Source organism: Nitrogeniibacter aestuarii, from assembly GCF_017309585.1.
Classification (GTDB): domain Bacteria; phylum Pseudomonadota; class Gammaproteobacteria; order Burkholderiales; family Rhodocyclaceae; genus Nitrogeniibacter; species Nitrogeniibacter aestuarii.
The window spans coordinates 622259-643719 of record NZ_CP071321.1; the positions used below are offsets into that span (position 1 = coordinate 622259).

At 65.2% G+C, this 21461-nt stretch carries 19 protein-coding genes; 14 read left to right on the plus strand and 5 right to left on the minus strand.

The window, feature by feature from the left end; genetic code table 11:
• Positions 1–208 precede the first annotated feature (208 nt).
• The 3 genes from katG to J0W34_RS02910 all read left to right on the plus strand — a co-directional run bounded on the left by katG (position 209) and on the right by J0W34_RS02910 (position 4359).
• Positions 209–2383: a catalase/peroxidase HPI gene (katG, locus tag J0W34_RS02900; RefSeq protein WP_230970620.1), complete on the plus strand. Its 2175-nt coding sequence runs from the start codon at positions 209–211 to the stop codon at positions 2381–2383.
• 127 nt (positions 2384–2510) lie between these two features.
• Positions 2511–3011, plus strand: a complete 501-nt coding sequence (locus J0W34_RS02905) for an arsenate reductase ArsC (RefSeq protein ID WP_230970621.1) — start codon at positions 2511–2513, stop codon at positions 3009–3011.
• Positions 3012–3138: 127 nt separating this feature from the next.
• A complete protein-coding gene (locus J0W34_RS02910; RefSeq protein WP_230970622.1) occupies positions 3139–4359 on the plus strand; it encodes a SpoIIE family protein phosphatase in 1221 nt (406 codons plus the stop codon).
• 54 nt (positions 4360–4413) lie between these two features.
• Here J0W34_RS02910 and J0W34_RS02915 read toward each other — a convergent pair whose 3' ends face one another.
• The 3 genes from J0W34_RS02915 to J0W34_RS02925 all read right to left on the minus strand — a co-directional run bounded on the left by J0W34_RS02915 (position 4414) and on the right by J0W34_RS02925 (position 9246).
• On the minus strand, positions 4414–4761 hold the full coding sequence (locus tag J0W34_RS02915; protein WP_230970623.1) for an EthD family reductase: 348 nt from the start codon (positions 4759–4761) through the stop codon (positions 4414–4416).
• A gap of 75 nt (positions 4762–4836) precedes the next feature.
• Positions 4837–8361 (minus strand): PAS domain S-box protein, encoded by a 3525-nt coding sequence (locus J0W34_RS02920; protein ID WP_230970624.1) that lies wholly within the window; start codon positions 8359–8361, stop codon positions 4837–4839.
• 207 nt (positions 8362–8568) lie between these two features.
• The gene (locus J0W34_RS02925; RefSeq protein ID WP_230970625.1) at positions 8569–9246 is read right to left on the minus strand and encodes an FKBP-type peptidyl-prolyl cis-trans isomerase; all 678 of its coding nucleotides are present in this window, start codon (positions 9244–9246) and stop codon (positions 8569–8571) included.
• 119 nt (positions 9247–9365) lie between these two features.
• Between J0W34_RS02925 and acuR the strand changes: the two genes are divergently transcribed.
• From acuR to J0W34_RS02955, 6 genes are all read left to right on the plus strand, one after another.
• Complete coding sequence (gene acuR, locus J0W34_RS02930) at positions 9366–10004, plus strand: acrylate utilization transcriptional regulator AcuR (protein ID WP_230970626.1); 639 nt, start codon at positions 9366–9368, stop codon at positions 10002–10004.
• Between the two features lie 28 nt (positions 10005–10032).
• A complete protein-coding gene (gene acuI, locus J0W34_RS02935) occupies positions 10033–11016 on the plus strand; it encodes an acrylyl-CoA reductase (NADPH) (RefSeq protein ID WP_230970627.1) in 984 nt (327 codons plus the stop codon).
• A 64-nt stretch (positions 11017–11080) separates the two neighbouring features.
• Positions 11081–11656 (plus strand): peroxidase-related enzyme, encoded by a 576-nt coding sequence (locus J0W34_RS02940; RefSeq protein WP_230970628.1) that lies wholly within the window; start codon positions 11081–11083, stop codon positions 11654–11656.
• Positions 11657–11757: 101 nt separating this feature from the next.
• On the plus strand, positions 11758–12726 hold the full coding sequence (locus J0W34_RS02945; RefSeq protein WP_230970629.1) for a Bug family tripartite tricarboxylate transporter substrate binding protein: 969 nt from the start codon (positions 11758–11760) through the stop codon (positions 12724–12726).
• A 77-nt stretch (positions 12727–12803) separates the two neighbouring features.
• The gene (locus tag J0W34_RS02950; protein WP_230970630.1) at positions 12804–13247 is read left to right on the plus strand and encodes a tripartite tricarboxylate transporter TctB family protein; all 444 of its coding nucleotides are present in this window, start codon (positions 12804–12806) and stop codon (positions 13245–13247) included.
• A gap of 5 nt (positions 13248–13252) precedes the next feature.
• Complete coding sequence (locus J0W34_RS02955) at positions 13253–14758, plus strand: tripartite tricarboxylate transporter permease (protein ID WP_230970631.1); 1506 nt, start codon at positions 13253–13255, stop codon at positions 14756–14758.
• Between the two features lie 34 nt (positions 14759–14792).
• On the opposite strand, the gene J0W34_RS02960 is transcribed toward J0W34_RS02955, so the two are convergent.
• On the minus strand, positions 14793–16208 hold the full coding sequence (locus J0W34_RS02960) for a sensor histidine kinase (protein WP_230970632.1): 1416 nt from the start codon (positions 16206–16208) through the stop codon (positions 14793–14795).
• Positions 16201–16878, minus strand: coding sequence for a response regulator (locus tag J0W34_RS02965; RefSeq protein WP_227815536.1), 678 nt, complete (start codon positions 16876–16878; stop codon positions 16201–16203). Before J0W34_RS02965 ends, J0W34_RS02960 begins: the two co-directional genes overlap by 8 nt.
• A 94-nt stretch (positions 16879–16972) precedes the next feature.
• On the opposite strand from J0W34_RS02965, the gene J0W34_RS02970 reads away from it, so the two are divergent.
• The 5 genes from J0W34_RS02970 to J0W34_RS02990 all read left to right on the plus strand — a co-directional run bounded on the left by J0W34_RS02970 (position 16973) and on the right by J0W34_RS02990 (position 21387).
• On the plus strand, positions 16973–18025 hold the full coding sequence (locus J0W34_RS02970; protein ID WP_230970633.1) for an ABC transporter substrate-binding protein: 1053 nt from the start codon (positions 16973–16975) through the stop codon (positions 18023–18025).
• A 16-nt stretch (positions 18026–18041) separates the two neighbouring features.
• Complete coding sequence (locus J0W34_RS02975) at positions 18042–19088, plus strand: AbrB family transcriptional regulator (protein WP_230970634.1); 1047 nt, start codon at positions 18042–18044, stop codon at positions 19086–19088.
• A 74-nt stretch (positions 19089–19162) separates the two neighbouring features.
• Complete coding sequence (locus J0W34_RS02980) at positions 19163–20050, plus strand: LysR substrate-binding domain-containing protein (RefSeq protein WP_230970635.1); 888 nt, start codon at positions 19163–19165, stop codon at positions 20048–20050.
• Positions 20047–20643, plus strand: a complete 597-nt coding sequence (locus tag J0W34_RS02985) for an acyl carrier protein phosphodiesterase (RefSeq protein ID WP_227815540.1) — start codon at positions 20047–20049, stop codon at positions 20641–20643. Before J0W34_RS02980 ends, J0W34_RS02985 begins: the two co-directional genes overlap by 4 nt.
• A gap of 132 nt (positions 20644–20775) precedes the next feature.
• Positions 20776–21387 (plus strand): PEP-CTERM sorting domain-containing protein, encoded by a 612-nt coding sequence (locus J0W34_RS02990; RefSeq protein ID WP_227815541.1) that lies wholly within the window; start codon positions 20776–20778, stop codon positions 21385–21387.
• Positions 21388–21461 lie beyond the last annotated feature (74 nt).

Consider the following 21461-nt stretch of genomic DNA (forward strand, 5'->3'; position numbering starts at 1 on the left):
AAGTGAGACCAAGCGATACGGCCGTCATGCACGATGGATTTTCCGCGGAAAGAGTCCGTGCATGACCTCAGTGATCGTTATAGGTGAAAGCAATCGTCTTTATTGCTTTTATTCTTTTTTTAAATGACTAGACTGCAGGGCAGGCGAGCGAAACGCGCCAAGGCGCGCCTCGCGATTTACGGTCAATGCAGCAAGCAAGGAGACTCTGATGGGCGCAAACGACATGAACAGCCGGGGTAAATGCCCGGTGATGCACGGCAGCGTGACGGCGGCCGGCCAATCCAACACCGACTGGTGGCCCAAGGCCCTCAATCTGGACATCCTCCACCAGCACGACACCAAAACGAACCCGATGGGCGAGGGCTTCGATTACCGCGAAGCGCTCAAGACGCTCGATGTGGAAGCGCTCAAGAAAGACCTGCATGCACTCATGCATGACAGCCAGGACTGGTGGCCCGCCGACTGGGGCACCTACGCCGGCCTGATGATCCGCATGGCCTGGCACGCGGCGGGCTCCTATCGCCTGGCCGACGGCCGTGGCGGCGGCAACACGGGCAACCAGCGCTTTGCGCCGCTCAACTCCTGGCCCGACAACGCCAACCTGGACAAGGCGCGCCGTCTGCTCTGGCCGATCAAGAAGAAATACGGCAACAAGATCAGCTGGGCCGACCTCATCATCCTGGCGGGCAATGTGGCCTATGAGTCCACCGGTTTCAAGACCTTCGGCTTCGGCTTCGGGCGCGAGGACATCTGGCATCCGGAGAAGGACACCTACTGGGGCTCCGAGCGCGAGTGGCTGGCGCCGAGCGACAATGACAACAGCCGTTACCACGGCGACCGCGAGATGGAGAACCCGCTCGCCGCAGTGATGATGGGGCTCATCTATGTGAACCCTGAAGGCGTCGATGGCAACCCCGACCCGCTCAAGACCGCCCAGGACATGCGCGACACCTTCAAGCGCATGGCCATGAACGATGAAGAGACCGTCGCCTTGACTGCCGGCGGCCATACCCTGGGCAAGTGCCACGGAAACGGCGATGCCGACAACCTGGGCGCAGCACCCGAGGGGGCGGAGCTTGAGGACCAGGGGCTGGGCTGGATGAACAAGGTCAGCCGCGGTGTCGGGCGTGACGCCGTGACCGGCGGACCCGAAGGGGCATGGACCACGAACCCCACGACCTGGGATGACGGCTACTTCAAGATGCTCTTCGACCACGACTGGGAATTGACCAAGAGCCCGGCCGGCGCGTGGCAATGGAAGCCGGTGAGCATCAAGGACGAGGATCGTCCGGTGGATGTGGAAGATCCGTCCATCCGTCGCGACCCGATGATGACCGATGCCGACATGGCGCTGAAGATGGACCCGGCATATCGCCAGATTGCCGAGCGCTTCCGCCACGATCAGGCCTACTTCGAAGATGTGTTTGCCCGTGCCTGGTTCAAGCTCACCCACCGGGATATGGGCCCGAAAGCGCGTTACGTCGGCCCGGACGTGCCGGCGGAAGACCTCATCTGGCAAGACCCGGTGCCGGCAGGCCCCACGGGGTACGACGTGAGCGCGGTGAAGGCCAGGATTGCCGCCAGCGGCCTGTCGGTGAGCGATATGGTCAGCACCGCCTGGGACAGCGCCCGCACCTATCGCGGTTCCGACATGCGCGGCGGCGCCAACGGCGCGCGCATTCGCCTTGCGCCACAGAAGGATTGGGCCGGGAACGAGCCGGAGCGTCTGGCCCGTGTGCTCGGCGTGCTCGAAGGGATCGCGAAGGACACCGGTGCCAGTGTGGCCGATGTGATCGTGCTGGCCGGCAACGTGGGTGTGGAGCAGGCGGCCGGGGCCGGCGGGGTGGACATCACGGTACCGTTCTTGCCCGGCCGGGGGGATGCCACCGACGCCATGACCGATGCCGAGTCTTTCGACGTGCTCGAGCCCCTGGCGGACGGTTACCGCAACTGGGCCAAGAAGGAGTACGTGGTCAGCACCGAGGAGATGCTGCTCGATCGTACCCAGCTGATGGGCCTCACGGCACATGAAATGACCGTGCTGGTCGGCGGCATGCGCGTGCTCGGCACCAACCACGGCGGCACGCAACATGGTGTGTTCACGGATCGTGTCGGTGCGCTGACCAACGACTTCTTCGTGAATCTCACCGACATGGCCAATACGTGGCAGCCTGCCGGCAAGGATCTGTACGAGATTCGCGACCGCAAGTCGGGCGAGGTGAAATGGACGGCGACCCGTGTGGATCTGGTGTTCGGTTCCAACTCGATTCTCCGCGCCTACGCCGAGGTGTATGCTCAGGATGACAACCGCGAGAAGTTCGTGAAGGACTTCGTGGCCGCCTGGACCAAGGTGATGAACGCGGACCGCTTCGATCTGCACTGAGTCTGGCCGTCGAGGCTCGACGTGCTGGTTTGACAGGGCGCCCGCGGGCGCCCTTTTTCATGCGCGGCCTCCAGTCCCCGCGCACGATGCCGACAAGGCCTCATGGACAGACCAACCGGGGAGAGACATGAAGAACACGTACAACGTCCTGTTCCTGTGCAATCGGAATTCGGCGCGCAGCATCATGGCCGAGAGCCTCCTCAACCGGATGGGGGAAGGGCACTTCAAGGCGTGGAGCGCGGGTGCCCGTCCCAGTGGGGTCGTCAATCCCCATGCGCTGCAACTGCTGCGAGAGCACGATTTGCCCACTCAGGGGCTTCACAGCAAGCACTGGAGCGAATTCGAAACACCGCAGGCGCCTGTGTTCGATTTCATCATCACCCTGTGCGACAAGGTCAGCGGCGAGGCTCGTCCGGACTGGCCGGGCCATGGGGTGAGTGCTCACTGGAGTATCGAGGACCCCGCTGAGGTATTCGGTGACGAGGCCGCCTGCCGGGAGGCGGTTCATCATGCGTTTCGTCTGCTGACCCATCGCATCGGTATCTTTCTGAGTCTGCCCTTCTCGCATTTCGACCACATGGCGCTGCACGAAGAAGTGACGCGCGTGGGTAGCGAACGGCCGGGCTGAGCTTCGCAGTTTCGCGGACTGGATCGGGAGTGTCACATTTTGTGTCTTTCTTGCGCGTCACCTTCAATTCGGTGAGCCGGGGTCGCTATAACTAAAGTTAAAGGCCCTTTTGCGCAGGAGCCCCTCCATGTCAGCAAGCCACTCCATGGCTACGCCGCCCTCGACAGCGTATGCGGTGACCCTCATGGAGCATCTGGTGGTTCCGACCTTCGTGCTAGATGCGAACCGGCGCGTCGTCGTCTGGAATCGTGCCTGCGAGCGCCTCACCGGTGTGCCGGCCGCTCAGGTGATCGGTACGCGCGAGCATTGGCGAGCCTTCTATACCCAGGCTCGCCCATGTCTCGCTGACCTGGTGGCCACCCGGGACTGGGGACGCATCGAACGGCTCTACACGCTCCATCACGATCCGGCCACGCCGGCCCACGGGGTGCATGTGGAGAACTGGTGCGACATGCCGCATCTGGGCGAGCGACGCTACCTGGTGGTCGATGCCGGGCCGGTTTTCGATGACCACGGTCAGCTCATTGCGGTGGTTGAAACCCTGCGCGACAACACGGAAAACAAGCTGGCGTCGGTGCAGGTCGAAGAGCAGGCCCGGCGACTGCGTGCTTACTACGACAGCCATGAGCGCGAGGCGGAACTGGCACGGCGCATACTCGACCACCAGATCCGCTCGGACGTCACCCTGCAGTCGGGGGTTGCCTTCCGGGTGAGCCCCGCCGATAACTTTTCGGGTGACATGGTATTGGCCGCGCGCAGTCCCGACGGGCGCCTGTATGCCTTGCTCGCGGATGCCGTGGGCCATGGGCTCGCGTCGGCCGTCAGCGCCCTGCCGGTGGTTCAGGAGTTCTACCGGCTGGTGGAACAGGGTGAGCCCCTCGGCTCGCTGGTGGAATCGATCAACTTCATTCTCGCCAACGCGCTGCCCGCCGGGCGTTTCGTGGCGGCCGCCTTTGTGTGTCTCGACGAGTCGGCGCAGCGGGGCGAGGTCTGGGTGGGCGGCGTGCCCGATGTGCTCATGCTCGATGCCGATGGCGCACTGCTTCAGTGCTTCGCCTCGCTTCACCTGCCCCTGGGGGTCAGTACCGATGAGGATGATGTGCGGCGCACGGTCAGTTTCGACTGGACGGTCGCGGCGCAACTGGTGATGGTGTCGGACGGGGTCGTGGAAGCCACCTCGCCGGATGGGCGCGAGTTCGGGGTCAAACGTCTGCTTGCGGCCGTCGACGGGGCGTCACCGGTCATCGAGGCCGTCAGCGACGCCTTGCAGACTCACCTGTGCCAGCTTCCCGCCCATGACGACATGTCCATTCTCGTGGTGCCGTGCCCGCTCCCGGACTGTCCGTGACCTGACCCGGTGGCGCATAGAGGCGCTTGCGTCACCGGGTCGACGTGCCCGGCGCTATATGCGCAGTTCGCCGGTTTCGCTGCGGCTGGCGTTGACGAGGACTTCGCTGATCTGCAGGTCGGGGGAGAGGTCGGTGTAGTTCGGGATGTCACCCAGGATATCGTCGGCCACCGGGCCGAAGGCCGTATTGAAGGCGTCGACCGACTCGAAATACAGGTGAGCGATCGCCACATAGGTCGCCGGCGCGTCGGGCGCACCGCCCGCCAGCCCCTTCTCTGCAGCGACACCCTTGCATGCGGCGCCGAGTTTGTCGCGCACCATGGGCAGGTGCGAGTGGGTGTAGTAGTCGAAATCGAATTTCGCACCGGGGGTATTGGGGTAGAACACACTGACCTTGATCATGCTTGTCTCCGTTGGATGGGCTTGTGCTCCACACTATAGGCCATGACGCGCCGGCTGAGCTCAACGGCTTGACGATCACTCTGCGACCGTGAGGTCAGCGGTCTGCTCCTGTCTGGGAATGGGCGCGTGCAGCCGGTGACCGTAGGACTCCACCACGATGCGAATCGTGCGGATCAATTCGCTCGGGTCGATGGGTTTGGCCAGGAAATCGTCCATGCCGGCCGACATGGCTGCCTCGCGATCGTCCGTGGTGGCGCCCGCCGTCAGTGCGATGATCGGCACGCCGCTGAGCTGGAGATCCCGGCGAATACGTGCGGCCGCTTCGCGACCGTCCATGCCGGGCATGTGGACGTCCATGAGAATCACATCCACGGTGTGCGACGTCAGCAGCTCGAGCGCCTCATGGGCGCTGGCGCACGCGAGCACCTCGGCGCCTTCCAGCTCTAGAATGCGACGGCAGACATCCAAGTTGAACTCGTTGTCGTCGGTCACCAGGATTTTCAGCCCGGTCAGCCATTCAAAGTGCTCGGCTTGGGGCGCATCGGGTGTCAGCTGAAGGCCACGGCGTTTGGCGACCAGGGTGGCGGTGTCGGCCACCGCGTCGAGAATGTCTGCCTCGCTGACCGGCTGCATCAGCACCCGGTCGGCCACCTGGCGGGCCTGTGGCGTCAGATCGCCGGGATCGTCGACCAGCAGCAGCACGGAGGGGCGAACCACGCAGCGACTGCAGGCGTCGGCGAGTTGCTCGAAGTGTTTCCGGTCCTCCGGGGCCAGAGGCCACTGGATCAGGACATCATCGACTGCGCAGTCGCGGCTTGCATCCGACTCCATGACCAGGGCGCCGAGGTGGTCGCGAACCTTGGTGCTCCAGCCGTGGGCTTCGGCCATGGAAACGAGGCGTGCGCGCAGTGCCTCGTCGCGAACGACGATGGCCACACAATAACCGGTGCGCTGTGCGCCCAGCCCTGCGGGTGGTGTCGCCAGCATGGGAATGTCCACCCAGAACCGGCTGCCCGCACCGGGCGCACTCTCCAGCCCGACGCGCCCCCCCATGCGCTGGGCCAGTTCGCGCACGATGGCCAGCCCGAGCCCGGTGCCACCGTAGGCCCGCGTCGTGGACGCGTCCACCTGGCTGAAGTGCTCGAACAGCTTGGCCTGACGCGCCTTGTCGATACCGATGCCGGTGTCGCTCACCCGCATGCGCAGCATCGGCAGATCGCTGTCCGTGGCACCGATGCGGCGCAGGGTTATGGTGACCTGACCGGCATCGGTGAACTTGATGGCGTTGTTGACCAGATTCACGAGCATCTGCCGGATGCGGCCTTCGTCGCCTTCGATGCTGGCGGGAATGTCACTGCCCACGGCCTCGACCACCAGGGCCAGGCCTTTCGACTCGGCCATGGGGCCGAGCATGAGTTGCACCTCATTCGCGACCTGCAGGGGCGAGAAGGGCGCAAACGCCAGATCGTCCTCGCCGGATTCGATTCTGGCCAGATCCAGGATGGAGTTGAGCAGCCACAGCAGATTGCGCCCGGCGCTGTGGATGGTGTCGAGCTGGCTACGCTGCTCGGCATCGAGTTGAGTGAATCGCAGCAGATACGCCATGCCGATGATGGCATTCAGGGGCGTGCGAATCTCGTGACTCATGTTGGCCAGGAAACTCGACTTGGCCTCGCTGGCCGCTTCCGCACGCCGCTGTGCGCGTTCGAGTTCGCCCGTGCGTTGCGCCACCAGGCGCTCCAGGCCGCAGTGGTAGTCGTCAAGTTCCGCCTGCATGTGCTTTTTCTGGCTGATGTCCTCGACGACCGAGATGAAGTAATCCGGCGCGCCGGATTCCTTGCGCACCAGGGCCACGGTCAGATTGATCCAGATGAGCTCGCCGTCCTTCCGGAAATAGCGCTTCTCCATGCGATAGTTGTCCGTGCGCCCCGCCAGCAGCGACTCGAGATGCTCCAGGTCGAGTGACAGATCGTCCGGGTGGGTCATCTCCTGGAAGGTCAGATCTAGCAGCTCCTCGCGCGGGTAACCGACGATCTGGCACAGGGTTTCGTTGACCTTCAGCCAGTGCCCGTCGGGGGCCACGTGCGCAATGCCGACCGCCGCCTGCTCGAAGGTGGAGGTGAACTTGAGTTCGCTCACACGTTGCGCCGCCTCGGCGTTGCGGCTGTCGCTCACATCCTCGGCAAACAGCACCACACCGCCGACCTCGCCCTGGGGGGTATGCCAGGCCCGGGCCTCCCAGCGGAACCAGCGCAGGGCATCTGCGCTGCCGATGTAGGCCTCGGCATCCACCCGGACGACCTCACCCTTGAGTGCTGCCTGGAGCCGCTCGCGCCATTCCGGGCCCAGCGCCGGCACGGTCGTCAGATGGTCCCGTCCGATGGTGCTGTCTTCATTGAGACCGAAGTCATCCAGCCAGCGCTGGCTGACAGCCAGGTAGCGCATGCGCGTGTCCAGCATGGCCAGCGCCGCCGGGGCGTGGCGAATGAACAGGTTTGCCTGGGCCGCGTAGCGTAGCAGATCTTCAACGAGCTGCTCCAGGACCCGCGCGAGCACGCCGACCTCATCATGTCGTTCGCGATGCCCCGAGTCGAACGGCGCCCCCGTGGCGGCGAGATAGGTCCCTGCGCGGCGGGTGAGGTCGAGCACGGGCGCGGTGACACGTGTGACCACGAAACGCACCATCAGGGCAAAGAGGGCCGCCAGCCCGAGGCTGAGCGCCAGCATGAGATTGCGCGCCTGGATGACATGCGCCAGTGCGGTGCTCCTGTCCTGCACCACCACGGCACGCCAGCCCATCGCCTGTATCAGGCTGCCGGGTGCGCCGGCCGCCTTGGCGCTCAGGTAGGTTTCGGGCGCTGACGGACCCTCGTCGTACCCGCCTTCCAGAGGCTCGGGGGACTGTGGGCGCATGCGTGGCGCGATGAGCAGATCGCCATTGCGATCTGCCAGGCCGAGCCCCGTGCCGGGGGACAGCTCCGCGGCCGCCTGGCCGGCGATGATCTGTTCGATCCAGTGCCAGTAGAGATGCGCGGCGAGGACGCCGGTCTCGCCCGACGGCAGGCGCACGGGCAGCGCGAGGTCGACGAAACGCGGTGGCGAGCCGTCCGGCGCCGGCCCCACGGCCTTGGCCAGCAGCAGGGCTTCGTGGGGCTCGCCGGCGTAGTCGCCTTTCCTGCCTGCCGAGAACCAGGGGCGCTGGCTGACGTTCTGGCCCTGGAGCATGCCGCCGGTGGCGGCCAGCACCGTGCCGCGCTCATCGGTGAGGCCAATCCAGGCATACGTGTGCTGCTGGCGCTGCAGGGTGTCGAGCAGACTGCGCGCGTCGTTGTCGGGGCGGGGAAGCTGCTCGACGGCCGCGGCGATCAGCCTCAGCTCACGTTGGTGGGCTGCCAGATTCCCTTCGAGGCGATCAACCAGCCGACTGGCAATGCCGTCGAGCGCCTGCTTTGTCTGGGCCAGGGCGTTGTGCTCGAAGCGCCACTGGAATATGCCCGCCATGACCAGGACCAGCACAATGCCGATCACCCCCATGATGGCGGTGAGTCTGGACCGTAAACTTGCCGACGGTGCAATGACGACGGGTGGCTGCGAACTCATGCGCCGATTCCGTGCAGTTTGCTACGCCGGTCAGTGACAGGGAATATCCCGAACATGCGACCGTCGTAGTCTCGACCAGGTCACTCTAACCCCATCGCCGTTGATGCAGCAAGGGTGCCCGGCGACGCGGTGCATGCGCCGGGTGGTGTGTATCGCAAAAAAAACGGGTAGCCAGGCTACCCGTTTCGGCACCATGAGTGTGTCGCTTTACTTCTTCACTTCGAGCAGCTCGATATCGAACACCAGCGTGCTGTTGGGGCCGATGGTGGTGCCGGCACCGCGCGGGCCGTAGGCCAGATCGGAGGGCACATAGATTTCCCAGTGGCCGCCCTGTTTCATGAGCTGAAGCGCCTCGATCCAGCCGGCGATGACGCCGCGAACCGGGAAGGTGGCCGCATTGCCGCGCTCGCGCGAGCTGTCGAAGACGGTGCCGTCGAGAAGGCGGCCTTCATAGTGCACCGTCACGTTGTCTTCCAGTGCCGGTTGCGGGCCGGTTCCGGCCTTGATGACCTTGTACTGAAGGCCGCTGGCGGTGGTTTTCACGCCGTCCTTCTTGGCGTTGTCGGCGAGGAATTTCTCACCCGCTTCCTTGTTCTTGGCGCCGACGGTGCCGCGCTTCTGCTCTTCGACCTCACGGGCCTTCATCATGACGTTGCGCGCTTCTTCGGGCGTCATGCGCGGCTCTTTGCCTTCCATGGCATCGCGCATGCCCAGCAGCAGGCTGTCCAGATCCATTTCGACGCCGTCACGCTTGAGTGACATGCCCATCTGCACGCCCACGGCGTAGCCGAACTGCTTCTCATGGGTGTCAAGCTGAGGGTCGGCCGCGATGGCGTTGAGCGCAAAGGCAGTCAGCACCGAGGCGCCGATCAGGGTTTTCTTCATCTGGGATTCCTTCAGGTGTGGTGTGTCGCGCATGGTAGCGGGTTTGGCGTTTGCGTGACACGCAGGCGTACGACGAACGGGGATTGATTTTATTAGACGTTCGGTCTAAAAATAAAAGCATGATTGACATCACCCCATCCGCGCGCCGTCGCGGCCGACCGCCGAAGCGACTCGAGGATCACCTCGAGACCCGCGAGGCACTCGTGCGTGCTGGGCTCGCCGTGTTGACCGAAAAAGGCTTCGTGGCGACGGCCATTGATGAAGTGCTGCGTCAGGTGGGCGTACCCAAGGGCTCGTTCTATCACTGGTTCGACAGCAAGGAGACCTTCGGGCTGGCGGTCATCGACGCATATGGCGATTACTTTGCCCGCAAGCTCGCTCGTGCGTTCGGCGATGACTCGATGCCGCCGCTTGAGCGCGTCGGTGCCTTTGTCGACGATGCGGCGGAGGGGATGGCCCGATTCGATTTCCGGCGAGGTTGCCTCATCGGCAATCTTGGGCAGGAGATGGGCAATCTGCCCGAGTCGTTCCGGGCCAGGCTGCGCGCCACCTTTCAGGAATGGGAAACCTTGCTGGAGCAGTGCCTGAGGCTGGCACGCCTGCGCGGTGACATTCATCCCCAGGCCGATTGCGGGCTGCTCGCACGCAGCTTCTGGATCGGCTGGGAGGGCGCTGTACTTTGGGCCAAGCTCGATCGCAGCAGCGACCCCCTGTTCATCTATTACGACACCTGGCAGCGCGCCATTCCACGCGGCTGAGCCAGGGTCCCAAACGGAGGAGAATTCCATGTACAAGGCGATCGTGATCAACAAGGACGAGTCCGGCTATCGCGCCAACTTGCAGACGCTGGACGAATCCGCGCTGCCCGAGGGTGACGTGACCGTGAAGGTCGACTACTCGTGCCTGAACTACAAGGACGGACTGGCCATCACCGGCAAGGGGCCGGTGGTGCGCAAGTTTCCGATGACGCCGGGCATCGACCTGGCGGGCAGTGTGGTGTCCAGCGAACACCCGGCCTTCGCGGTCGGAGACGCGGTGGTCCTGAACGGCTGGGGCGTGGGCGAAGGGCACCCCGGTGGCTTGGCGCAGATGGCACGGCTCAAGGGCGACTGGCTGATCCCGCTGCCCGCAGGGGTGACACCGCGCCAGGCCATGGCGGTCGGCACGGCCGGCTACACGGCCATGCTGTGTGTGCTCGGGCTCGAGAAGTCCGGCGTCACCCCCGATCAGGGGGAAATCCTGGTGACCGGTGCTGCCGGCGGTGTCGGCAGCGTGGCGGTCGCCATTCTGGCCAGGCTGGGCTACACCGTGGTGGCCTCGTCCGGCCGCCCGGAAGAGACCGATTACCTGAAGACGCTCGGTGCGGCCGAGGTGATGGACCGCAAGTTGCTCTCCGAGCCGGGCAAGCCCCTGGCACGTGAGCGCTGGGCGGGTGCCGTGGATACCGTCGGCGGTCATACGCTGGCCAATGTCTGCGCCAGCACGAAATACCTGGGCACGGTGACTGCGTGCGGTCTGGCCGGCGGTGCCGACCTGCCGGCCACCGTCATGCCGTTCATCCTGCGCGGGGTCACCCTGAAAGGGATCGACAGCGTCATGGCGCCCAAAGCGGCGCGATTGGAAGCCTGGGAGCGTATCGGCGTCGACCTCGACATGGACAAGCTCGAACTCATGGTCAATGAGATCGGTCTCGACGAAGCCATCGAAACCGCCGGCCGCCTGCTCGAAGGCAAGGTGCGCGGGCGCACCATCGTCAACGTCAATCGCTAATCGAAAACCCGGGCGCCAGGGGCGGCCCTAGAGCCGCACGCCCGAGTGTGGAGGGAGAACCACCATGCGCATCAGTCGCTTTGCCGTACCCGAACTGACCGACGTGCCCGAGGATGTGCGCAACCGCATCCTCGGCGTGCAGGAGAAGGCCGGCTTCGTGCCCAACGTGTTCCTCATGCTGGCCCACCGGCCGGCGGAGTTTCGCGCTTTCTTCGACTACCACGACGCCCTCATGGAAAAGGATGAAGGTCTCACCAAGGCTGAACGCGAAATGATCGTGGTGGCCACCTCGGGGGCCAATGCGTGTCTCTACTGCGTGGTCGCCCATGGCGCGGTGCTGCGCATCCGTGCCAGGGACCCGCTGATCGCCGACCAGCTGGCCACCAACTATCGCAAGGCCAATGTCACCGAGCGACAGCGTGCCATGCTCGATTTCGCCATGAAGCTGTCGGTCAATGGCGGGGCCATCGAAGACGCCGACGTGGACGCACTCAAGGCCCATGGTTTCGACGACGATGCCATCTGGGACATCGGTGCCATCACCGCCTTCTTCAGCATGAGCAACCGGCTGGTGCATCTGACCGGGACGCCACCGAACGAGCCCTTCTATCTCATGGGGCGCGTGCCCAAGGCAAAGTAGCTTCCTGTCGACACTGAAAGGGGTTCGAAAGCAAACCCTCGGACACTGCCGTCAAGCCGCCCCCGAATCGAGGCGGCTGATGACAAATCCAGGAGACTTTCATGCTGAAACGAACCCTAATGGCGGCCCTGTTGGCGGCCGCGGCCGTCGCTGCCCAGGCAGAGCCGGCCAAGCCCGAATGCATTGCGCCGGCCAAGCCCGGCGGCGGTTTCGACCTCACCTGCAAGCTGGCACAAGCCGGTCTGCAGAACGGCAACTTCCTCTCGGCGCCGATGCGCGTCACCTACATGCCCGGCGGTATCGGCGCGGTGGCCTACAACACGGTCATTGCCAACCGTCCGGACGAGGGCGGCACCATTGTCGCCTTCTCGGGCGGCTCGCTGCTCAATCTGGCCATCGGCAAGTTCGGTCGGTTCAACGAAAACGACGTGCGCTGGCTGGCGGCCGCCGGGGCCGACTACGGCGCCATCATCGTGCGCAGCGATTCCCCGTTCCAGACCCTCGGGGATCTGATGGCCGCGCTCAAGGCCGATCCCACCAAGGTGGTGTTCGGCGCGGGCGGCTCCGTCGGCAGCCAGGACTGGATGAAGTCGGCCCTGGTCGCACGCAGCGCAGGGGTGAATTACAAGGCCATGCGCTATGTCGCCTTTGAAGGCGGTGGTGAAGCCATGACGGCGCTTCAGGGCGGGCATGTGCAGGTGTATTCGGGCGATGCCTCGGAAGTGGCTGCCCACCTCAAGGGGGGCCGCGTGCGCGTGCTGGGCATCCTCTCCGACAAACGCCTGCCGGGCGAACTGAGCAACATCCCCACGGCCATGGAGCAGGGCTACGACGTCCAGTGGCCGATCATTCGCGGTTACTACGTGGGTCCGAAGGTGAGCGACGCCGATTACCAGTGGTGGGTCGGTACCTTCGACAAGATGCTGGCCAGCGATGAGTTCGCCAAGCTGCGCGAAACGCAGGGACTGTTTCCCTTCAGCCTCACCGGTGATGCGCTGGACGCCTTCGTCAAGGAGCGCGTCAAGCATTACGCCGAACTCGCCAAAGACTTCGGCATGGTGGCCCAGTAAGCCGGGCACGCCATGCGCCTGCCCCGCCCAGCGGGCTCGGCAGGCGATCGTATTCATCAGACTTTCCGGAGGGGACCATGAGCGAACGCATCTTCGGCATGTTCCTGCTGTGCCTGAGCGCCGTCGGCCTCATCATCGGCTGGGATCTCAAGGCCGCATTTTCCTATGAACCGGTCGGCCCGCGCGCCTTCCCGCTGCTGGTGCACAGCCTGCTGGCGGTCTGCGCGCTGCTGTTGATCGTATCCCGTCGCCCGCCCACGACCTGGGCGCCGTCACCGGTGCTGCTGCGCATCGGGGCAATGTTCCTGATCGTGCTGGCCTACGCCTTCCTGTTCGACAAGCTCGGCTTCGTGATCAGCACCGTGCTGATGTGCATCCCGGTGGCACGCCTGTTCGGCGGTACCTGGCGCCAGTCGGCATTGGGGGCGCTCGGGCTCGGCGCCGGGCTGTTCATCCTGTTCGATCGCGTCCTCGACGTGGTCCTGCCCACGGGCTTGTGGCTCAAGCCCTTACTGGGGTAATCATCATGGAAGTGCTTTCCCATCTGATGGAAGGGTTTGCCGTTGCCGGCACGCCCACCAACCTGCTCATCGCGCTGATCGGCGCCTTCCTCGGGACGGTTATCGGTCTGCTGCCGGGGCTGGGTCCGATCAACGGGGTCGCGATCCTGTTGCCGATCGCCTACGCCATGAAGCTGCCGCCGGAGTCGGCGCTCATCCTGCTCACGGCGGTGTATGCCGGCTGCGAGGTCGGTGGCCGGATCTCGGCCATTCTCATCAACGTGCCCGGTGACGCGGGGGCGGTCATGACCACCATGGATGGTTATCCGCTGGCCCGCAAGGGGCTGGCGGGGCCGGCCCTGTCGATTTCGGCCTTTGCCTCCTTTGTCGGTTCGATGGTGGCCACCGTGGGCATCGTGGCCTTCGCGCCACTGCTGGCGGACTGGGCGCTGGCCTTCGGGCCGGCCGAATACTTTGCCCTCATGGTGCTGGCCCTGTCCTGCCTCGGTGGCCTAGTGGGTGACTCCATGCTCAAGGCCCTGATCGCCTGCCTGCTGGGGCTGGTGCTGGCCACCGTCGGCATCGACGCCAACAGCGGCGTGTATCGCTACACCTTTGATCTGCTGCACCTGTCGGACGGCATTCCGTTCATCGTGGTGGTGATCGGTCTGTTCGCGGTCAGCGAGCTGATGCTCATGCTGCAGAGCCTGCACGCCGGGGCCGCGCCGGTGGAAATGAGCGGACGCACCCTGTTCAACGCGGCCGAGTTCATGCGGGTGAAATGGACCATCCTGCGCTCGTCGGTGGTCGGCTTCTTCGTTGGCGTGCTGCCGGGCGCGGGCGCCTCCATTGCGTCGGCCATGACCTACTCGATGGAGCGGCGCATGGCGGGCGAGGACCACGAATTCGGCCGGGGCGACGTGCGCGGCGTGGCGGCGCCGGAGGCGGCCAACAACGCCTCTGCCTTCGGTTCGCTGATCCCGATGCTGACCCTGGGGGTGCCGGGCTCCGGCACCACGGCGGTGATGATCGGCGCGCTGACGCTCTACAACATCACGCCAGGGCCGACCCTGTTCCAGGATCAGCCGGTGATCGTCTGGGGGCTGATCGCCTCGCTGGCCATCTCCAGCGTGATGCTGCTGCTCATGAACATTCCGCTCATCAAGGTGTTCGTGAAGTTCCTCGATGTGCCCAACTGGATCCTCGTGCCCGGCGTGGCCGCCGTATCGCTGGTGGGTGTCTACGCGGTACATGGCACGGTGTTCGATCTGGTGCTGGGCACCTTGCTGGGCGGGCTGGGCTACCTGTTGCGGGTGATGAACTTCCCGCTGGCGCCGTTCATCCTCGGCTTCGTGCTGGGGGACATGATGGAGCAGAACCTGCGTCGCGCGCTGTCGATCAGCAATGGCGAACTGTCCATTTTGTACAGCAGCCCGATCAGCATCGGCCTGTGGATCGGCGCCATCCTCATGCTGATCGGTCCGCGTCTGATGCGCGCCCGTCAGCAGCGCCGCGCGCTTCAGGCGGCCTGAGGCCGAACGCTGGCGTCCCGGTGTGACCGGGGCGTCAGCCCTCGTTGAGCGGAAAGCGGATACGTACCTGCAGACCGCGCCCGTCCGGGCCGCTCTCCAGGGTAATCCGGCCCCGGTGTGCGTGGGCAATCTCGCGCACGATGGCCAGGCCCAAGCCGCTGCCTTCGGCATTGCCCTGACCGAGGATGCGGTAGAAACGGCGGAAGACAAACTCCCGCTCCTCGGGGGCGATGCCGGGCCCCTGGTCGGTCACCCTCAGCTCGACCGCGTCCGGATGGCTCGCGGCCGAGACCACGACCTGGGTGCCGGCGCTGCTGTAGCGGATGGCGTTGTCCACCAGATTGGCCACCATCTCGCGCAGCATGGCCTCATTGCCGGCCAGCGGCGTGGCGGCCTCGCCTTCGAAGGCAATCTCGATGTCCCGAGCCAGTGCCAGCGGCACCAGATCGGCGGCGACCTCGCGTGCGAGGTCGGTCAGGTCGCAGGGCACCTTGTCCCCGATCAGACCGTTGGCGGGCTCTGCGCGCGACAGTGCCAGCAACTGGTTGGCCATGCGCTGCGTGTTGCCGAGGCTGCGCAGCACATGCCTGAAGGTGTCGCGCATGGCGGCCGGGTCCGTCTGGCGTACGCCGACTTCCGCCTGGGTGGTGAGTACCGCCAGTGGCGTGCGGATCTGATGGGCCGCGTCGGTCAGAAAACGCCGGCGCGAGGCGAGCATGGTGGAGATCCGCTCCATGTGATGGTTGATGGCGCGGATCAGCGGATGGACTTCACTCGGGACGTCTTTCGCCACGATCGGCGTCAGGTCTTCTTCATCCCGTTGTTCGATGGTGTCGTGCAGGGCCAGCAAGGGCCGGAAGGCCGAGCGCAGGGCGAACAGCAGCACCACCGCGCCGAGGCCGATGATGAGGACCTGGCGCTTGAGACTTTCGACGAACAGGTCCGTGGCCAGGCTGCGTCGTGAATCGGTGCTTTCGGCAAACACGATGGTGACCAGATCGCCACCGGCCAGCGCCGGATCATAGAGGCGCTTGCGCATGGCGCCGACGCGGATCGGGATGCCGCGGAAGTCGGCGCCGGCAAAGCGCAGGCTGCCATCGTCGCGCAGGCCCGCGGGCGGTGCCAGTTCCGCATACCCAGTGACAAGGTGGCCATCGGGCGCGAAGATGGCGTGATAGACGCGCTCCGGTGTATCGGCATCGAAGGTGGCGAAGGTGGACGAGGGAATGTCCACCGAGATGTCACCCTCCAGCGAGTGCACGCGCTCGGCAATGGATCTGATCGAGGCCCCCAGGCTGCGGTCGTAGGCACGGTCGACCGCGTCCAGCGCGCCCAGGTAGGACAGCGCCGCGTTGATGGCGATCAGGGCGGCCAGCGGCGGCAGCATCCAGCGCGCCAGCCGTGCCCTCAGGCTGTTGCGGTCGGGGCGGCCGACGCTGTGTTCAGGCATCCGGTGCTTCGCCGATCAGGTAGCCCAGGCCGCGCAGGGTGGTGATGCGTACGCCCGAGCCCTCAAGCTTCTTGCGCAGGCGGTGGACGTAGATTTCGATGGCTTCGGTCCGCGCTTCTTCGTCGAAACTGAAGACTTTCTCGAACAGGGCTTCTCGCGCAATCGGGCGGCCGATGCGGGCGATCAGCGCCTCGAGCACGGCCAGCTCGCGGGGTGTCAGTGCCAGCGGCTGGTCCGCCACCGTGGCCAGCCGCGAATTGAGGTCGAACACCAGGGCGCCGAGGCGCACGGTGGGGGCCTGTTGGCCCGCGCGGCGCAGCAAGGCTTTGATACGGGCTTCCAGCTCGCTCAGCTCGAAGGGCTTGGGCAGATAGTCGTCGGCGCCCAGGTTGAGACCGCGAACCCGGTCTTCCGTACTGCCCTGGGCGGTGAGCACGATCACAGGAACCAGGCGGGTGGTGTCGCGCTCGCGCATGCGGCGCAGCACCTCGAGCCCGTCGAGGCCGGGCAGGTTGAGGTCGAGAATGACCAGATCGTAGGGTTGAGTGAGCAGCGCGTGATCGGCATGATCACCCCGATGGAGCACGTCCACGGCATAGCCCGACTGGGTCAGTGCGCGACTGACCCAATCGGCCAACTCAGCATGGTCTTCGACAAGCAGCAGGCGCATGATGCGCCATGGTAACGCGGGCACGGGGCGAAAGGAGGATGAAAGCGAACAGCGTCATCATGAGTGCCGTGAATCGCGAGGGAGTCGCAGGGACGTGAAGCATTCGAAGCGCGCGAGATGGTTGGGCTGCCTGCTGGCGCTGGTCGGCATGGTGGGCGGGGGCACAGCCGCGGCAGCGGACGAGCAGGGCGCGCTGGCGGCCGAGGAGGGCCGGCTGGTCATCTATGCCGCGACTGATCTGAATGCGGTGCGCGCGCTCATCGACGACTTCGAGCGCGCACATCCGGGAGTGCGGGTCGACTATCACGACATGCAGACCTCCGAGCTCAACGCGCGCTTTCTGGAAGAGCGCCGCCATGGCGGTGGCCCGGACGTGATGTGGAGCTCCGCCATGGACTTGCAGATGAAGCTGGTCAATGACGGGCATGCCCTGCCGTACCGGTCGGCCGTCACCGAGGCGCTCCCGCCCTGGGCGGTGTGGAAGGACGAAGCCTTCGGCACGACTCTGGAACCCATCGTCTTCGTCTACAACCGGGCCTGGTTCGGCGATCAGGCGCCCCAGTCGCACGCCGAGCTGTTGCGCCTGCTCGAACGCGGCGATCCGGCCCTCAACGGGCGCCTGGTGACCTACGATCCCGAGCGATCGGGCCTGGGCTTCCTGTTGCAGACGCAGGACGTGCAGGCCAATCCCACCGTGTTCTGGCGACTGGCCGAAGCCATGGGCCGCAACCGCGTGCGCACCGAGCCGACCACGAGCGTGATGCTCGACCGGATCGCCGCCGGTGAGGCGGTCCTCGGGTACAACATGCTCGGGTCCTACGCACTGCGCCGCGCACGCCAGGATGATTCGCTGGGCATCGTGCAGCCGAAGGACTACACCCTCGTGCTCAGCCGGGTGGCCTTCATCTCGAAAGGGGCCCGGCATCCGAACGCTGCCCGGCTGTGGCTCGATCATATGCTCTCGGCGCGGGGTCAGCGCATCCTTGCGGGAGATGGTCTGGTGGGTGAGCGCGAGGCACTCGGCCCGGCGTTCCGGCCGCTCGCCCTCGGGGCCGGTCTCATCGCTTACCTCGACCAGTACAAATACCGCCAGTTCATCGCCCAGTGGCGCGCGGCGATCGGACGCGCTTCCGACGTCATCGAATAAGCGGCCGGTGAACGACATGCTTCAACTCCGGACCGGTGCCTGGCCGGTCATGCTGGGCGTTCTCGTGTGCCTGCTGGCTGGCGGCATTGCCACCGCGATCCACCTGCCTCTGCCGTGGATGATCGGCCCCTTGTGGGCGGTTGCGCTGCTGCGCATTCGCGGTGTGCATATCGCCCCGGTGCGTGGCGGACGCCAGGCGGGTCAGTGGGTGATCGGTACCGCGCTCGGCCTGTACTTCACGCCCGAGACGGTCAGCTTTCTGGCTGCACACCTGCCGGTCGTGGCCATGACCACCCTGGGCGCGGTGGTGGTGGGGCTGCTCAACACCGTGGTGGTGCGCCGGCTGAGCGGCGTGGACATCAATACGGCGTTCTTCTCGGCGCTGCCGGGCGGCGCGTCGGAAATGGCCGTGCTGGCCGAGCGCTTCGGCGGCGCCATCGACCGGATCGCTGCCGCGCATGCCTTGCGGGTCATGATCGTGGTGGCGGTGATTCCGCTCGGGCTGACCTGGGTGGGGGCCGAGGGCCATCAGATCGATGTGGCCACCGCGCGTCAGGCGGTCGATCCGTCCGGCCTGCCATGGCTTGTGGCGCTGGGGCTCGCAGGGGCCGCCGCGCTCGGGGTGCTGCGGGTGGGGAATGCCTGGGTGATCGGTCCGATCCTCGGCGTGGGGCTGGCCACCGCGTCCGGCATGTCGCTGTCGGCCCTGCCGCCGGTCGTGGTGCTTGGCGGACAGATGCTCATCGGCTGCTCACTGGGTTGCCGGTTTTCCCCCGGATTCTTCCGCGCCGCGCCGCGCTTTCTGGTGGCCACGACGGTGGCCTCCGCACTGGCCGTGGTCATTTCCGGGGCGCTGGGCGTGGGGATCGCGCCGCTGTTCGACATGGATTGGCCGACACTGACGCTGGCGGCAGCGCCCGGTGGCGTGGCCGAGATGTGCATCACCGCCAAGGTGCTTCATCTGGGCGTGGCGCTGGTCACGGTATGTCACACGGTTCGCGTCATCGTGCTGACCCTGGGCGCGCCCATGCTCTTTCGCTGGGTGACCGCACGCAGAGGCTGAACCGCGACGACACTTGCCCGCGGTCGACATGCTCGCCGACAATGGGTGGCTCCCCATCGATATCCGGATGCCGCATGCCCAGTGATCCGCCGCTCTTTCGCCGTGTTCCGCCCATGCATGCGCTGGCTGCCTTCGAGGCGGCTGCGCGCCTGGGCGGCTTTGCCCCGGCGGCGGACGAGTTATGCGTCACGCCCAGTGCGGTCAGCCATCGCATCCGCCAGCTCGAGCGTCAGCTCGACATGCAGCTGTTCGAGCGCACACCCACGGGCGTGAAACTGACCACGTCGGGGCGCATGTACCTGGCGCGTGTGCGCGAAGCCTTTGTCTCGCTGGCCCGGCCCGGCGACGGATCACCCGCCCGGGCGCGGCTGCGGGTCTCGATTCCGCCCACGTTTGCGCGCCAGCTGTTCATGCCGCGCCTGCCTGCCTACCTGGCCACGCGCCCCGATCTGGATCTTGAAGTTCACGTGACCAACTCGCTCGCCGCCGCGCACGACGAACCGGTGGATGTGAGCATCATCTGGAGCGATGGGGCCAACCTCTCCGGCGTCGCCCATCGCCTCTTCGATGAAGCCATCGGCCCGCTGGCCGCGCCCGGCATGGTTGCCGAATGGGGGCTGGGCGAAGCCGCGGATCTGGCCAAGGCCCCCTTGCTGCGCACCCCCTTGCTGCCCTGGGCGCCCTGGTTCCAGGCCGCCGGCCTCAACCTGCCCGAGCCGGACCGCGGCGCCTCCTTCAACGACCTGGGCATGTTGCTCGAAGCGGCCAGCGTGGGGCTTGGCGTGGCGCTGTGTTCGCGGCGGCTCGCCGCCCAGTGGATCGAGGCCGGCCGCCTCGTTCCGATCAGCGATGTCACCGCCGTGCCGCCGCACAGCTATTACGTGACCTGTGACAGCGCCCGGATGGCGCGACCGGAAGTGCTCGAATTCGTCGACTGGCTGCGTGAGGAATTCGCGTCATGAATTTCCTTGCCCACCTGTGGCTCGCCGGGCCCGACGAAGCCATGCGCCTGGGCGCCGTCGCGGGGGATTTCGTCAAGGGCCCGTTGCCGGCGGGCTTGCCGGACGATATTGCCCGTGGCGCCGAACTGCACCGCGCCATCGACCGCTTCGCCGACGAGCATCCGGCCTTCCAGCGCTCCCGCGCCCGGGTTAGTGACGCACGCCGCCGCTTTGGCGGCGTCATGGTCGACATGTTCTACGACCATTTTCTGGCAGCGAACTGGGCTGACTATCACGCCGATGAGCCGCTGCCGGTGTTTGCGGCCCGCCAGTACGCGCTGCTCCGCGACCACATCCACCGCATGCCCGAGGCATCGCATCGGGTGGTCATGCGCATGAGTGAGACGGACTGGCTGACGTCCTACGCGGATGCAGGGACGATTGAATATGCGCTGGACCGGATTGCCTCGCGGCTGAGTCGGCCGGAGGCGTTTGTCGGGTGTGGGGTAGAGCTGCGGGAGCAGTATTCGGCATTTGCGGCCGATAGTTCGGAGTTTCTTCGGGATGTGATGGGTTTTGCGCTGGCGACGCGGGGCAGATTGGGGCGCGCGTAGGGTCAGCGCTTAGCGTAGCGTTCATTGGCCGCGACTCGCCCCGCCGAACTCGAAGAAGTTTCCCTCACGCTATGATTTCCAAAGAAAATGCGTCTATGCTTTAGTCATTTAGTATTTTTTGGAGTTCGAGTCATGAAGCAGTGGATGCTAATGGGAGTCTTGGCAGTCAGCGGATTGGGCGCCCATGCAGCCGACAACCTTCTTGTCAATGGGGGGTTCGAGGATGGATTGCTGGGATGGGAATCGATGGGAAACGCGGCAATTCGCACCGCCGACCCCTTGGCCTACGAAGGTGACAACTACCTGTACGGCGACAGTACATCGCTTTATTCGGTCTGGCAGGATATCGATCTGCTAGGGGCAGGCTTCAGCGCAGAGGCGATTGACTCTGGGCAACTGATTGTAAGCTTCGGTGGTTTTCAATCCGGCTGGCATACTCAGACCGACCATGGATACATCACTCTTGCTCTCGTGAGTGATGAGCCAGACGAGATCGGCGGCTTCCAGTTGACTCCGTTCTACTCAAACAACACATGGGTAGAGCAAAGTGGAGAAGGTCAGATTTTGCCTGGAACCCGGACAATCCATTTTGAATTTGTTGGAATCAGGGATGACGGGTCAAACAACGATGCATACTTGGACGCAGCGTTCCTGACAGTGAGCGCCGTGCCGGAACCTGAAGCTTTGGGCATGTTCCTCGCGGGTCTTGGCGTTGTCGCGGCAGGTCGTCGGCGCTTGAAGTAAGAAGGGCCACGGGAAGCGGGATGCGTCTCTTTACCTACTTTCTTGCGCGTCAAGAAAGTAGGTCGCTCTTCAGG

Excerpts from the sequence above, each read along its gene's own strand:
- J0W34_RS02940 (WP_230970628.1), top strand. The coding sequence starts at position 11,081 with ATGCGCATCAGTCGCTTTGCCGTACCCGAACTGACCGACGTGCCCGAG.
- J0W34_RS02955 (WP_230970631.1), top strand. The coding sequence starts at position 13,253 with ATGGAAGTGCTTTCCCATCTGATGGAAGGGTTTGCCGTTGCCGGCACG.
- J0W34_RS02945 (WP_230970629.1), top strand. The coding sequence starts at position 11,758 with ATGCTGAAACGAACCCTAATGGCGGCCCTGTTGGCGGCCGCGGCCGTC.
- acuR (WP_230970626.1), top strand. The coding sequence starts at position 9,366 with ATGATTGACATCACCCCATCCGCGCGCCGTCGCGGCCGACCGCCGAAG.
- J0W34_RS02920 (WP_230970624.1), bottom strand. The coding sequence starts at position 8,361 with ATGAGTTCGCAGCCACCCGTCGTCATTGCACCGTCGGCAAGTTTACGG.
- acuI (WP_230970627.1), top strand. The coding sequence starts at position 10,033 with ATGTACAAGGCGATCGTGATCAACAAGGACGAGTCCGGCTATCGCGCC.
- J0W34_RS02965 (WP_227815536.1), bottom strand. The coding sequence starts at position 16,878 with ATGCGCCTGCTGCTTGTCGAAGACCATGCTGAGTTGGCCGATTGGGTC.
- J0W34_RS02950 (WP_230970630.1), top strand. The coding sequence starts at position 12,804 with ATGAGCGAACGCATCTTCGGCATGTTCCTGCTGTGCCTGAGCGCCGTC.
- J0W34_RS02975 (WP_230970634.1), top strand. The coding sequence starts at position 18,042 with ATGCTTCAACTCCGGACCGGTGCCTGGCCGGTCATGCTGGGCGTTCTC.
- J0W34_RS02990 (WP_227815541.1), top strand. The coding sequence starts at position 20,776 with ATGAAGCAGTGGATGCTAATGGGAGTCTTGGCAGTCAGCGGATTGGGC.
- J0W34_RS02915 (WP_230970623.1), bottom strand. The coding sequence starts at position 4,761 with ATGATCAAGGTCAGTGTGTTCTACCCCAATACCCCCGGTGCGAAATTC.
- J0W34_RS02910 (WP_230970622.1), top strand. The coding sequence starts at position 3,139 with ATGTCAGCAAGCCACTCCATGGCTACGCCGCCCTCGACAGCGTATGCG.
- katG (WP_230970620.1), top strand. The coding sequence starts at position 209 with ATGGGCGCAAACGACATGAACAGCCGGGGTAAATGCCCGGTGATGCAC.
- J0W34_RS02960 (WP_230970632.1), bottom strand. The coding sequence starts at position 16,208 with ATGCCTGAACACAGCGTCGGCCGCCCCGACCGCAACAGCCTGAGGGCA.
- J0W34_RS02980 (WP_230970635.1), top strand. The coding sequence starts at position 19,163 with ATGCCCAGTGATCCGCCGCTCTTTCGCCGTGTTCCGCCCATGCATGCG.
- J0W34_RS02925 (WP_230970625.1), bottom strand. The coding sequence starts at position 9,246 with ATGAAGAAAACCCTGATCGGCGCCTCGGTGCTGACTGCCTTTGCGCTC.
- J0W34_RS02905 (WP_230970621.1), top strand. The coding sequence starts at position 2,511 with ATGAAGAACACGTACAACGTCCTGTTCCTGTGCAATCGGAATTCGGCG.
- J0W34_RS02985 (WP_227815540.1), top strand. The coding sequence starts at position 20,047 with ATGAATTTCCTTGCCCACCTGTGGCTCGCCGGGCCCGACGAAGCCATG.